Below are 12,289 nucleotides of genomic sequence, written 5' to 3' on the forward strand. Positions count from 1 at the left end.
GAGGTGGGAAAGAAGGTGAGGGCGGAGGCGGGGTGTGCCGGTCCGTCAGGACCGGAGCACATCACGCGAGAGCAGCCGGGAGTCCCGGAAGCACAGCCGGTAGGCGTCGCCGGCCCGGTCCACGAAGAGCTCGGCGGTGATGGCGTAGTGGGTGCACGAGATCCCCTCCCCCGACGGCAGCGCGGGCGTCGACGGCCCGCTCGGCGGACGGTACGGCAACCGGTGGCCCGGCAGCAGGCGCTCGACCGAGGCCTGGTCCTGCCCGAGCTGGAGGGAGGCGTAGACCTCCGGGTCCAGCACCGACAGGCCGACCACGTAGAACGTCCATACTCGCAGGGCCACGATCAGCAGCACGGCCGTCGTCAGCGGGACGAGCACCACGGCGGCCAGCGTCCGGCCCACCTTCCGCCGTGCCCGGCGCAGCTCGCGCACCGGCGACGGCGGGGCGGCGGGCGGCGGCGGGACGGGCCCGGCGGCGCGGCGTGGCAGGTCCGCCGTGACCTCGAACCCGCCGTCCGGGCGGGCCCCGTGGGCGAAGGTGCCGCCCGCGAGCCGGACGCGCTCGGTCAGCCCGACCAGACCGCGGCCGCCGACGGGCGGTACGGCGGGCGTCGCGGTGGGCGTCGCGGTGGGCGCTCCGGCGGCCGGCGTGGAGCTGCCGGTGAACGTTCCGGTGGGCGTTGCGCCGCGCGGGGTTGACGCCGGCGCCGACGGCGCCGCGCCGGGGCCGGCGGGCGTGGGCCGAAGCACGGACACGGACGCGGATGCGGCCGCGGACACAGGAGCGGATGCGGACACAGGCGCAGGGCCGTTGGCCACCCGGACCCGAGCGCCCTCGGCCGAGTACGCCACCTCCACGGTGACGGGAGCCCGCGGGGCGTGCTTCGCTGCGTTGGTCAGCGCCTCCTGAACCACCCGGTACGCGGCATGCTCGGTCGCGCGCGGCAGCCCGCCCGGCTCACCGAGGATCTCCGAGCGGACGTCCAGGCCCGCGGCGGCCGCCTCGGCGACCAGCTGCGGAATGTCCGAGTCCGCCGGCCCGTGGGCCCTGCGGGCGCTGCCGTCGCTCTCGTCCCCGTCGCGCAGTATGCCGATCACCTCGCCGAGCCGCTCGACGGCGGCGGCCGCACCCGCCCTGATCTCCTGGACGGCCTCCCGGTGGGGCGGGGCCAGGTCAGGGGCGAGTTTGAGTGCCCCGGCACGCAGCGCGATCAGGCTGAGGTCGTGGCCGAGGGCGTCGTGCATGTCCTGGGCGATCCGGGCCCGTTCGCGCAGCCGGGCCTGCTCGGCGACCAGTTGCTGCTCGCGCTCCAGCCGCTCGGCCCGTTCCCACCCGGCACGGACGAGTTCCTGCGACTGCCACCAGAACCGGCCCAGCAGCCACGGGCCCATCCCGGCGCTCACGGCGAGCGCGACGAACCGCAGGCCGAGGACGATCCAGGAGGGCACCGACCCGACCACCAGCACCCCGCCCCCGACCAGGACGGCGAACACCACCGCTGCCGGCCGTACCCGGTCCGTCCGCAGCCCGGCCAGGAAGGAGAACCCGATCGCCGGCAGAGCCCACCACAGGCTCGTGACAGCCAGCCCGACACACACGGACGCCGCCACCGGCAGCGCCACCCCACTCATCCGCATGCCCACGACCCTACGAGGGCCGCCGGCGCACCGGATCTGTCGAAAGTCATGCCCGCGGCGCCCGGTGTGCCCGCGACGCCCCGGGGACCATCGACCCGTCGGCCCTCAGTGAGCCGGTGACATCACGGAGCAACTGTGAGATAAGAAGGGGACGCACTCGAACCAGGGGAAGGGTGACGTCATGGTCCTCGTCACGGTGTTCCTGCTCGTACTCGTCGGCACCGTCATCGGCGCCACCACCTACCTGGTGCTCCGGGAACGGGCGCGGCGGCACCAGTTCGACGACGCCGAGGGAATCCTGATCGAGCAGCAGCGCACCGCCCACGCCGCACGCATGCGGGCGACGTACTCCAGCATCTCCGTCCACCACGGGAACGCCGTCATGGGTGACGAGGGGAACAGCCGTCGCTCCTGACCACCCGGTCCAGCGAAGCGGCCGACGATCAGCGCACCGACCAGCGGTCCGGTCAGCGGTCCGACCAGCCCACGGCCGGACGTCCGATCAGCGGTCCGGTCAGCGCACCGGTCAGCGGCACAGGGCGGCGTCCACGACTCCTTCGAGCCGCTCGGTGACGGCGTAGTCGGCCGGGATGGTGGTCACCGTGATGTTCACCGCCCGCCCGTCCTCGGTGACGCCGCCCCGGGTCTCGTAGCCGGGGATGTCGCCGCCGTGCCCCCAGTAGACCCCGCCGCAGGTCAGCGGCCGGCTGAGGATGCCCAGTCCGGAGCCCGCGCCGCTGTCCCCGATCGGCACGGTGGTGCGCATCTGGGCGAGTTGGGCCTCCGGCAGCAGGCGGCCCGGGGTCAGCAGCTCGGTGAAGAAGCGGTTGAGGTCCGCGTTGGTGGAGATCATCTGTCCGGCCGCCCAGCCCGCCGAGGGGTCCATCTCCGTGAAGTCGGTCAGCGGCCCGTCGGCGGAGTCCTTGCGGTAGCCCTTGGGATGGGCCTCCCGGATGGTCCGGTCCCCCGCGGCCGGGAAGTAGGTGTGCCGCAGCCCGATGCGCCGGACGATCCGCCGGTCGATCTCCTCGGCGAGCGGCCGCCCGGTGACCCGCTGGACGATCAGGCCCGCCAGCACGTAGTTGGTGCTGCTGTAGCCGAACTTCTCGCCGGGGGCGAAGACCGGCTTCCCCCCGAGGGCCATGTCCAGCAGCTCCCGGGGCTCGAAGTACCGCTGGCGCAGGGAGGCTTCGTCCAGCAGCCCCTCGTAGTCGGGCAGGCCGCTGGTGTGCTGGAGGAGCTGCCGGACGGTGATGCCGTGCCCGTCGACGCCCTCCCCGCGGACCAGCCCGGGGAGGTAGGTGTCGACCGAGGCGTCGAGGTCGATCCTCCCCTCCCCCACCAGCTGGAGCACGACGACGGCGGTGAAGGTCTTGGTGTTGCTGCCGATCCGCACCTGTCCGTCGGCGGGGACCGCGGCGCGGGTGGCCAGGTCCCCCACCCCTGCGGTGTAGTCACGGGTCCGGCCCCGCCCGTCCCGGACGGTCGCGAGCGCGGCGGGCACCCCGTCCGTCCGCACCAGCGCGTTCAGCCCCTGCTGCACCGCGTCCGGTGAGGCCGCGGCCGATGCGGTGGACGGCGTCAGCACCCCGGCGGCCCCGGCGGCCGCGGCGGTCGAGAGCGAGAGGGCGAGTGCCATGTGGCGGATCTTCGGACGGCGCACGGTTCAACTCCGTTGGGAACGTGGGGAGCAAGGAATCTCCCTGGTCACGCCCGCCAGTCTGGTCGCGCGGAGAGCGGCCGGCCTCCCCCGATCGAGGGAGCACCTTCGCCCGCGGACATCAGGGCCGGCCGGGCCCGCGCAGCGGCAGCGTCCGGCTGTAGACGACGCTGGTGGTGGTGCTGCCGAAGCCCGCCAGCTCGTCCACCAGGGTCTCCAGGTGCTCCATGGAGGCGGCCGCCACCTTCAGGGTGTAGCAGTCGTCGCCGGTGGTGCGCAGGCACTCCAGGATCTCCCGCCGCTCGGCGAGCAGCCGGCGCAGCGGCTCGTGGCGGTTGCCCGGGTACTTCAGCCGGACGACGGCGAGCACCGGATAGCCGACCTTCGCCAGGTCCACCACCGCGTGGTAGCCGGTGATGACGCCCAGCGACTCCAGGTTCCGCACCCGCTCCGTGGTCGCCGACGGGCTGAGGGAGACCCGCCGCCCCAGCTCGCTGAGGGAGATGCGGGCCTCCCGTTGCAGCTGCTCGATGATCGCCCAGTCGATGTCGTCGAGATTCACGGCCATGGCACGAATCTACCGGGAGAACCACGGCGGTCAACGGCCAGGACGGGGAAGATCCCATTCCGTCCGCCATGATCACGGGGATAGCCTCACAGCATGCAACTTGGCGTCAACGTACCGAACTTCGGCCCGGGGACCGACCCCGGCGTGCTGCGCGAGTGGGCCCGGACCGCGGAGGGCCTCGGCTTCGACCTCCTCATGGTGTCGGACCACGTGGCGGTGACCCCGGACGTGGCCGAGCGGTACCCGGAGCCGTTCTACGAGCCGTTCACCACGCTCTCCTGGCTGGCCGGGATCGCCCCCGGCCTGCGGCTGGGCACGACCGTGCTCGTCCTGCCCTACCGGAACCCCCTGCTGGTGGCGCGGATGGCGAGCACCCTCGACCGGCTCAGCGGCGGCCGGTTCGTCCTCGGCGTGGGGGTCGGCTGGGCACGCCAGGAGTTCGACGCCCTCGGCGTGCCGTTCGGCGCGCGCGGCAGGCTGACCGACGAGTACCTGGGCACCCTGCGGGACGTCTGGGCCGGTGAGCCCGACCGCCGGACGGTACCGGTCTGGGTCGGCGGCCACAGCGAGGCGGCACTCCGGCGGACGGTCCGGTTCGGCGACGCCTGGCACCCGCTGCGGCTCCCGCTCGCCCGGATGCGGTCGGTCCTGGGCGAGCACCCGATGCCGGGGTTCGCCCCGCGCATCGCCCTGCGGCTGACGACCACGCCGGTCGACGGCCCCGAGCGGCCCGCCGGAGTCGGCACCCTCGACCAGGTCCTCGACGACCTCCACCAGCTGCGCGAACTCGGCGCCGGGACCGTCGTGTTCGACCCCTACCACGGGAGTCCGGAGGACACCCGGCGACCGCGGGAGGCCTGGCAGGCACTCACCACCCTGACCACCCACTGGAGGACCGCGTGATCACCGAAGCCGACGAGGCCCTGCTGCGCCGCGCCATCGCCATCGCCGCCCGCGCGGTCGTCCTGGGCGACGCCCCGTACGGCTCCCTGCTGGCCGGCCCGGACGGCGGGATCCTCGCCGAGGCCCACAACACCGTGCGCCGCGACGACGACATCACGGCCCACCCCGAGCTGAAGCTCGCCCGCTGGGCCGCCCGCGAACTCGACCCGGACGCGGCCGCACGCACCACGATGTACACCAGCTGCCGGCCGTGCGGGATGTGTGGCGGCGGCATCGTCCGCTCCGGCATCGGCCGGGTCGTGTACGCGCTGTCGACGGAGCAACTCGTCGCGCTCAACCCGGAGTCCGGCGCCTGGCCGGTGGTGGCGCAGGAGGGCCCGGCCCTGTACGAAGAGGCCCGGACCCCCGTCGAGGCCTACTACCGGTCCCGCTGACGGCCGGGGCGGACCCGGAGGAGTCGGCCCGGAGCCGGGGCCGCCGGGCGGCAGGGCGACAGGACGGCAGGGCGACAGGACGGCAGGGCGGGATCGCCGGGCGGCAGCCGGGCCGGAAAGCAGTTGGCCCGACCGCGCCACGGGTTCGACAATCGTCGGATGACCGACGATCAGAGCCTGCCCCACCGGCGCCGCGCGGCCCGCAGGTCCGCCACCCGCTTCCTCTCCGGCGACCGCCTCCTCAGCATCCGCGAGCGCCTCACCCAGCTCGCCGCCCTGGACGGCTCGGACGCCGTCCCCGACGTCTACGGCGACGACGGGCCGGTGCGACAGCTGGAGGAGCGGACCGCCGCGCTGCTCGGCAAGGAGGACGCGGTCTTCTTCCCGACCGGGACGATGGCCCAGCAGGTCGCCCTGCGCCACCACGCCGAGCGCACCGGCAACCCGGCCGTGGCCCTCCACCCGCTCAGCCACATCGAGCGGCACGAGCGGCACGCCCACACCCAGCTCACCGGCCTGCGCGGCCTGTGGCCCACCGCCGGGCAGCGCCAGCCCACCCCGGCGGAACTCCACGCGCTGGGCGAGCCGTTCGGCACCCTGGCGGTCGAACTCCCGCTGCGCGACCCCGGCTACCTCCTCCCCACCTGGGAGGAGCTGACCGCCCTCGTCGCCGCCGCCCGCGAGGCCGGCGCCCGGGTGCACTTCGACGGCGCCCGGCTCTGGAACACCACCGTCCACTTCGACCGGCCGCTCGACGAGATCGCCGCCCTCGCCGACAGCGTCTACGTCTCCTACTACAAGGACCTCGGCGGCATCAGCGGGGCCGCTCTCGCGGGCGACGCCGCTCTCACCTCGTACGCCCGCACCTGGCGCCACCGCTACGGCGGCAAGCTCTTCCAGCAGTGGCCGGCCGCCCTCGCCGCCCTCCACGGCCTGGACACCGTGCTGCCCCTCCTGCCCGACTGCGTCCGCCACACCGCGACCACCCTCGCCCCGGCGCTGGCCGCGCTTCCGGGCGCCCGCCTCCACCCGGTGGTCCCGCCCACCCACGAGTTCCAGCTCTGGCTCCCCCACCCCGCCGAGGCCCTGAACGCCGCCCACCTGGCGCTCGCCGAGCAGGAGGGGATCTGGTTCGTCTCCCACTGGGAGGACGCCGCCCCCGGCCTCGCGATGGCCGAGGTCAGTCTCGGCGAGCAGGCCCGCTCCTGGACCGCCGACGACGTGACCGGGGTCGGCCTCCGCTTCCTGGAGCTGGCCGCGAAGGGCTGACCGAGGACAGCCGACCGCGAAGGGCCGGCCGTGGAGGGCGACCGGCCCCGGAGCGACCCGCCGGGCGGCCCCCCAAACGGTTGGCGACCCCCGAACCCTTTGTGTCAGGATGACGATATGAGCGAGATGCACGTGGGGGACCTGGCCGCCGTCCGCAGCCGCGAGGAGCTGGCCGCGGCGATGGCCGACGGGGCGCGTCCGAAGTGGGTGATGTTCTGGGGGCACACCGAGCGCAAGGGCGGCGGGACCAGGCAGGAGTGCCTGAGCCAGTGGTGGCCGGGCGAGTTCACCGTCGACGGGGTCACGTACGCCTCCGCCGAGCACTGGATGATGGCCGGCAAGGCCCGGATGTTCGGTGACGAGGAGATCGTGCGGCGGGTGCTGGCGGCCCGGACGCCCGCCGAGGCGAAGAAGCTGGGCCGGCTGGTCCAGGGCTTCGACGACGAGACCTGGGTGGCCGGCCGCTTCGAGCTGGTGGTGGCGGGCAACGTCGCCAAGTTCGGCCAGGACGAGGCACTGCGCGGCTACCTGCTGGGCACCGGCGACCGGGTGCTGGTGGAGGCCAGCCCGCTGGACCGGATCTGGGGCATCGGGCTCGCCGCCGACGACATCCGGTCCCAGCAGCCCGCCGAGTGGCGCGGGTCGAACCTGCTCGGCTTCGCGCTGATGGAGGCCAGGGCCCGGCTGGGCGCGTGAGTACGGTCGCCGCGCTGCTGGACGGGACGGTGGTGGCCTCGGCCGCCGTCGCCCTGGTCCTGGCGCCGAGGGTGCTGCGCCGCGGGGCCCCGGCCCGGCGGCCCGGCCGCGTGTTCGGCCGCGCGTTCGGCCCGGAGCCGGTGCTGGCGGCCGTCGTCGCGCTGGTCTTCCTCAACCAGGTCCTCGTCGCGGTCCACGTGGACCGGGTGCACGGCGGCGACGTCTCCTTCATCACCCGCTACCTGCCGCCCGGGTGGTTCGACGTCCCGCGTCTGGGCCCCCTCGCCGCCCGCTTCCCCGCCCCGGAGCTGCTGGCCCCGTCCGTGCTCCGGGTCCAGGCCTTCCTCGAACTGCCGCTGGTACTGCTGGCGTTCACCGCCGTCGTCCGGCGGCTGGACCGCGCGCTGTACGTCCGGCTGGCCCGCTCACCGCTGATCCCGCTCGCCGCCGTCTCCTACACGGTGGCGTTCGGCGCGGTGGAGTGGCACCTGCGGAATCCGTACACCGTGGACGACCTCGTCCTGCGCGGGCTCGCGGCCTGCCTCACACCCCCGCTCATCGCCTGGCTGGCCCGGAGCGAACCCGTGACCTGCGGCGAGCCCGAAGCCGGCGGCGAGCCCGCCCGCAGCCTGTTCCGCTTCGCGCTCGACCTGTGGGCGTACGGCCAGCTGATGCTGGTGCTGTACGACACCGTGCTGCTCTACAACCTCGCCCGGATCGGCGACCGTCTCCCGTCCGCCGCGGCCGCGCTGGCGGTACTCGTCGCCACCCGCGCCGTTCCGGCCCGGGCCCCGCGGCCGCCCGGCCCGCGCACCGCCGCACTCGCCGGCACGATCGGCCGGGCCCTCGCGCTGTTCCTCGTCCCCGCGCTGGCGATCCGGTACGCGCAGACCTTCGGCACACCCGAACTCGCCGCCCTGGCAGGGCTCCTGGTGGTCGGCGCAGCGGTCCGCGGGGACGTGTCGCCGCTCCTGCTCCCGGCCCTCGCCGGAGTCGCCGCAGGATGGGCCGTCGCGACCCTCGCTCCGGGCCCCTACTACGAGGCGACCCTCCTCCGGAGCGCGACCGGCGCACTTCTCACAACGACCGCCCTCTGCGCGCTCCTTGACACCACTCGGACACGACTGGTCGTGCACTCTTAACGCCCCAGCCACATACTGACGCCAGGATGTCACGCAGTCAGGGTCTGGATGGACAGGTTGGGGCGATCATGCGCATGCGGCCGACGGCACAACCCGCGGGCCGACAGCCGGAGGGCGAGCAACAGGTCGCCGAACTCCGCGTAGAACTGGACGAGTTACTCCGCGCGAGCCGCTACGCGAGTCAGCGCGAACGACGACTGGACGAGGCCGTCCGGGCCGCCCCCGGCCGCCAGCGGCCGGACGACGAGCTGTTGCGGCAGCTCACCCAGGCCCGCACCCTGCGCGAGGGCCTGAGCGCCCGCTGCCTCCAACTCAGCGATCAGCTGGAGGAGTTGGAGAGCCGGATCAGGCAACGGCAGCAGCCGCCATCACCGCAGCAGCAACAGCCGCCGCAACAGCCGTCACCACAGCAGCACCCGCAGCCGCCGGCGCGGCAGCACCAGCCGCCACCGCCACCACCTCGGCAACACCGGCAGCAGGCCACGCTGACGCCCGTCCGCCCCGACATCGGTGCCCTCACCGAGCGGATCACCGCCCTCCACCGGTCCGGCTCCCTCGCCGAGGCCACCGAGGTGATCGACGCGGCCGCCGCCCGCCTCACCCCCGCCGACGCCGCGCTGCTGGTCGGGATGCTGTCCCGGTACGGCCCGGCCGGCGCCTCCCTCCAACTCGCCCGCGGCATCGCCCGGTCGGCGCCCGAGCACTCCGTCGCCGTGCTCGCCGAGCTGCGCGAACTGGGTCTGGCCGAGGAGGCCGCCGAGGTGTTCCACGCCTTCTGGAGCCACCCGGCCGCCTCCCTCCCCGGCCTGCTCTCCGCGCTGGAGCGGGCCGGGCTGGCCGCCGACAGCGCGACGCTGCTCTGGGAGTGGGGCTCGGCGCCGGTGCCCGAGCTGACCTCCCTCGCCGCCTGCCTCCAGCAGCACGGCCGGGCCGGCGACGTCCGGACCCTGCTGCGCCAGGCCGCCGGCCGCTCCACCCCCGACCTCGCCGACCTCGCGACCGGCCTGCCGCCCGCGCTCGCCACCCTCCTGCTGCACGAACTCGCGGTCCTGCGCCCGCCCGTCGAGGTCGTCCGGCTGGCCGCCGCCCTGGACGGCGCCGGCAGTTCCGGGCTGTACGGGCAGCTGCTGGCCGCGCTGCTCGCCGACGAGGCCCGCCACCGCACCACCCTCGCCGCCCTGCGCACCGCCGGCCTCCCGACCCGCCCGCCCGCGGCCCCGCGCTCCCGCTGGGGACGGCGGTAGCGCCCGGGCCGGCCGGCCCGCTCCGTGCGGCAGGCCGGGGAAGCCCCCGGACGGCAAGGAGCCCTCGCCCGCCCCACCGGGGCTGACGAGGGCTCCTCGAACAGGGACCCGCCTAGCAGCCGATCAGCCGCGCGCCCAGGTACGCCTTGACCTGGTCCAGCGAGACCCGCTCCTGCGACATGGTGTCGCGGTCGCGGACGGTCACCGCGTTGTCCTCGAGGGTGTCGAAGTCGACCGTGACGCAGAACGGCGTGCCGATCTCGTCCTGGCGGCGGTAGCGCTTGCCGATCGCGCCGGCGTCGTCGAACTCGACGTTCCAGGCGGTGCGCAGGTCGGCGGCCAGGCCGCGGGCCTTCGGGGACAGCTCGGCGTTGCGCGACAGCGGCAGGACGGCGACCTTGACCGGGGCCAGCCGCGGGTCGAGCCGCATGCCGACGCGCTTCTCCATGACGCCCTTGGCGTTCGGCGCCTCGTCCTCGAAGTAGGCGTCGATCAGGAACGCCAGCATGGCGCGGTTGAGGCCCGCCGCCGGCTCGATGACGAACGGGAAGTACCGCTCGCCGGACTCCTGGTCGAAGTACTTCAGGTCCTGGCCGGAGGCCTCGCTGTGCACCCGCAGGTCGTAGTCGGTGCGGTTGGCCACGCCCTCCAGCTCGGAGAACTCGGTGCCGCCGAAGTTGAAGCGGTACTCGATGTCCACCGTGCGCTTGGCGTAGTGGGAGAGCTTCTCCTTCGGGTGCTCGAAGAAGCGCATGTTCTCGGTGCGCAGGCCGAGGCCGACATACCAGTCCCAGCGCTGCTGGAGCCAGTACTCGTGCCACTCCTCGTCCTCACCCGGCTTGACGAAGAACTCCATCTCCATCTGCTCGAACTCGCGGGTCCGGAAGATGAAGTTGCCGGGGGTGATCTCGTTGCGGAAGCTCTTGCCGGTCTGGGCGATGCCGAACGGCGGCTTCTTGCGCGAAGTGGTCTGGACGGCCTTGAAGTTGGTGAAGATGCCCTGGGCGGTCTCCGGGCGCAGGAACGCGAGGCCGCTCGCCTCCTCGGTGACGCCGAGGTGGGTCTTCAGCATGCCCGAGAAGTCCTTGGGCTCGGTGAACTGGCCCTTGGTGCCGCAGTCGGGGCAGTTGACGTCCTTGAGGCCGTTCGGCGGCGGGAAGCCGTGCTTGGCCTCGTACTTCTCCTCCAGGTGGTCGGCCCGGTGGCGCTTGTGGCAGGAGAGGCACTCGGTCAGCGGGTCGTTGAAGGTCGCGACGTGGCCGGAGGCCTCCCACACCTCGCGGGCGAGGATCACCGACGAGTCGAGTCCGACGACGTCCTCACGGGCCTGGACCATCGCACGCCACCACTGGCGCTTGATGTTCTCCTTGAGCTCGACACCCAGCGGTCCGTAGTCCCAGGCGGCACGCGTGCCGCCGTAGATCTCGCTGCAGGGGTAGACGAAGCCACGGCGCTTGCTCAGGCTGACGATCGTGTCGATCTTGTCGGCGGCCACAGTGCTCTCTTCAGTACGTACGGCACGGTCAGGGCACGGCTGGTTACGCGTACCCGAATACCTCAGGTTACCGGCCATACGGGTACGTGATTCAAATCGGTATCGTCCGGCCGCCCCCACCCTCCGTCACCTTCCGTTCACCCGTCCGAGTGAGTTGACAATCATTTCCATCTAAGATGAGAATGATTGTCATGATGATCGGACTGACTCGACGACGCGCTCGCCGCTCCATAGCCATCGGCACCACCGCCCTCGCCGCCTCGCTGGCCCTCACGGCCTGCGGAGGCAGCGGCGGCGCCGCGGACGGCAGCGGCAGGCTGAAGGTCGTCGCGTCCTTCTACCCGATGGAGTACCTGGCCCAGCAGATCGGCAAGGAGCACGTCGCGGTCACCGACCTCACCGCGGCCGGCGTCGAGCCGCACGACCTGGAGCTCACCGCCAAGCAGGTCGGCACGGTCCAGAAGGCCGACGCGATCATCTACCTCAAGGGCCTCCAGCCCACCGTCGACCAGGCCGTCGCGCAGTCGTCCAGCAAGCACAAGATCGACGCCACCGCCGCCGCCCCGCTGGTCGACCACCACCTCGACGAGGGCACCGAGGAGGAGGGCCACGGAGGCGAGGGCCACAAGCACGAGGGCCCGGCCGGCGACCCGCACATCTGGCTCGACCCGACCCGCTACGCGGCGATCGCCAAGAGCGTCGGCGACGAGTTCGCCAAGGCCGACCCGTCCCACGCCGAGGACTACCGGAAGAACACCGACGACCTGGTCACCAGGCTCACCGCGCTCGACCAGGAGTTCCGGGCCGGACTGAAGGACACCGGGACGAAGACCTTCGTCACCAGCCACGCCGCCTTCGGCTACCTCGCCGACCACTACGGCCTCACCCAGGTCGCCATCAACGGCGTCGACCCGGAGTCCGAGCCCACCCCGGCCCGCCTGACCGCGGTGCAGAAGGCCGCCAAGGACAACGGCGTCACCACGATCTTCTTCGAGACCCTGGTCGACCCCAAGCTCGCCGACACCGTCGCCAAGGACCTCGGCCTCAGGACCGCCGTCCTGGACCCCCTGGAGGGCGTCAAGGACACCGCCAAGGACGACTACCTGTCCGTCATGAGGCAGAACCTGGCCAACCTCCAGGCCGCCCTCGGCGCCCCGGCCGCCCCCGCCGCGACCGACGCCACCACTCCGGCCGGGACCCCCGGAGCCGGCACCACCACCCCTGCCGCCACCAGCTGACG

12 protein-coding genes are annotated in these 12,289 nt (G+C 73.4%); 8 read left to right on the forward strand and 4 right to left on the reverse strand.

Annotation, left to right across the window (positions count from 1 at the left end):
• Positions 1–45: 45 nt before the first annotated feature.
• Positions 46–1,638 carry a sensor histidine kinase gene (locus ACZ7C5_RS21015; protein ID WP_401078115.1) on the reverse strand — a complete coding sequence of 531 codons (1,593 nt, stop codon included), beginning with the start codon at positions 1,636–1,638 and terminating at the stop codon, positions 46–48.
• Between the two features lie 181 nt (positions 1,639–1,819).
• On the opposite strand from ACZ7C5_RS21015, the gene ACZ7C5_RS21020 reads away from it, so the two are divergent.
• Complete coding sequence (locus ACZ7C5_RS21020) at positions 1,820–2,053, forward strand: hypothetical protein (protein ID WP_188298634.1); 234 nt, start codon at positions 1,820–1,822, stop codon at positions 2,051–2,053.
• Between the two features lie 111 nt (positions 2,054–2,164).
• Here the strand turns inward: ACZ7C5_RS21020 and ACZ7C5_RS21025 are convergent, their stop codons facing one another.
• A complete protein-coding gene (locus ACZ7C5_RS21025) occupies positions 2,165–3,277 on the reverse strand; it encodes a serine hydrolase domain-containing protein (protein ID WP_470323195.1) in 1,113 nt (370 codons plus the stop codon).
• A 142-nt stretch (positions 3,278–3,419) separates the two neighbouring features.
• Complete coding sequence (locus ACZ7C5_RS21030) at positions 3,420–3,866, reverse strand: Lrp/AsnC family transcriptional regulator (RefSeq protein ID WP_401078112.1); 447 nt, start codon at positions 3,864–3,866, stop codon at positions 3,420–3,422.
• 93 nt (positions 3,867–3,959) lie between these two features.
• On the opposite strand from ACZ7C5_RS21030, the gene ACZ7C5_RS21035 reads away from it, so the two are divergent.
• The 6 genes from ACZ7C5_RS21035 (at position 3,960) to ACZ7C5_RS21060 (ending at position 9,554) form a co-directional block, all read left to right on the forward strand.
• Positions 3,960–4,769, forward strand: a complete 810-nt coding sequence (locus tag ACZ7C5_RS21035; RefSeq protein ID WP_470323196.1) for an LLM class flavin-dependent oxidoreductase — start codon at positions 3,960–3,962, stop codon at positions 4,767–4,769.
• Positions 4,766–5,203: a nucleoside deaminase gene (locus ACZ7C5_RS21040; RefSeq protein ID WP_401078106.1), complete on the forward strand. Its 438-nt coding sequence runs from the start codon at positions 4,766–4,768 to the stop codon at positions 5,201–5,203. Before ACZ7C5_RS21035 ends, ACZ7C5_RS21040 begins: the two co-directional genes overlap by 4 nt.
• 159 nt (positions 5,204–5,362) lie before the next feature.
• Positions 5,363–6,472 carry a threonine aldolase family protein gene (locus ACZ7C5_RS21045; protein ID WP_470323197.1) on the forward strand — a complete coding sequence of 370 codons (1,110 nt, stop codon included), beginning with the start codon at positions 5,363–5,365 and terminating at the stop codon, positions 6,470–6,472.
• A gap of 117 nt (positions 6,473–6,589) precedes the next feature.
• Positions 6,590–7,168 (forward strand): NADAR family protein, encoded by a 579-nt coding sequence (locus tag ACZ7C5_RS21050; RefSeq protein ID WP_401078100.1) that lies wholly within the window; start codon positions 6,590–6,592, stop codon positions 7,166–7,168.
• A complete protein-coding gene (locus ACZ7C5_RS21055) occupies positions 7,165–8,310 on the forward strand; it encodes a hypothetical protein (protein WP_401078097.1) in 1,146 nt (381 codons plus the stop codon). Before ACZ7C5_RS21050 ends, ACZ7C5_RS21055 begins: the two co-directional genes overlap by 4 nt.
• A 68-nt stretch (positions 8,311–8,378) precedes the next feature.
• On the forward strand, positions 8,379–9,554 hold the full coding sequence (locus ACZ7C5_RS21060) for a hypothetical protein (protein ID WP_470323198.1): 1,176 nt from the start codon (positions 8,379–8,381) through the stop codon (positions 9,552–9,554).
• Positions 9,555–9,666: 112 nt separating this feature from the next.
• Here the strand turns inward: ACZ7C5_RS21060 and ACZ7C5_RS21065 are convergent, their stop codons facing one another.
• The gene (locus tag ACZ7C5_RS21065; RefSeq protein ID WP_188298285.1) at positions 9,667–11,049 is read right to left on the reverse strand and encodes a glycine--tRNA ligase; all 1,383 of its coding nucleotides are present in this window, start codon (positions 11,047–11,049) and stop codon (positions 9,667–9,669) included.
• Positions 11,050–11,240: 191 nt separating this feature from the next.
• On the opposite strand from ACZ7C5_RS21065, the gene ACZ7C5_RS21070 reads away from it, so the two are divergent.
• Positions 11,241–12,287 carry a metal ABC transporter substrate-binding protein gene (locus ACZ7C5_RS21070; RefSeq protein ID WP_401078090.1) on the forward strand — a complete coding sequence of 349 codons (1,047 nt, stop codon included), beginning with the start codon at positions 11,241–11,243 and terminating at the stop codon, positions 12,285–12,287.
• Positions 12,288–12,289 lie beyond the last annotated feature (2 nt).

It is taken from the genome of Kitasatospora sp. NPDC036993 (assembly GCF_055607525.1).

Coding starts and splice junctions, on each gene's coding strand:
- ACZ7C5_RS21030 (WP_401078112.1), bottom strand. CDS start 3,866: ATGGCCGTGAATCTCGACGACATCGACTGGGCGATCATCGAGCAGCTG.
- ACZ7C5_RS21050 (WP_401078100.1), top strand. CDS start 6,590: ATGAGCGAGATGCACGTGGGGGACCTGGCCGCCGTCCGCAGCCGCGAG.
- ACZ7C5_RS21070 (WP_401078090.1), top strand. CDS start 11,241: ATGATGATCGGACTGACTCGACGACGCGCTCGCCGCTCCATAGCCATC.
- ACZ7C5_RS21015 (WP_401078115.1), bottom strand. CDS start 1,638: ATGCGGATGAGTGGGGTGGCGCTGCCGGTGGCGGCGTCCGTGTGTGTC.
- ACZ7C5_RS21025 (WP_470323195.1), bottom strand. CDS start 3,277: ATGGCACTCGCCCTCTCGCTCTCGACCGCCGCGGCCGCCGGGGCCGCC.
- ACZ7C5_RS21035 (WP_470323196.1), top strand. CDS start 3,960: ATGCAACTTGGCGTCAACGTACCGAACTTCGGCCCGGGGACCGACCCC.
- ACZ7C5_RS21020 (WP_188298634.1), top strand. CDS start 1,820: ATGGTCCTCGTCACGGTGTTCCTGCTCGTACTCGTCGGCACCGTCATC.
- ACZ7C5_RS21060 (WP_470323198.1), top strand. CDS start 8,379: ATGCGCATGCGGCCGACGGCACAACCCGCGGGCCGACAGCCGGAGGGC.
- ACZ7C5_RS21045 (WP_470323197.1), top strand. CDS start 5,363: ATGACCGACGATCAGAGCCTGCCCCACCGGCGCCGCGCGGCCCGCAGG.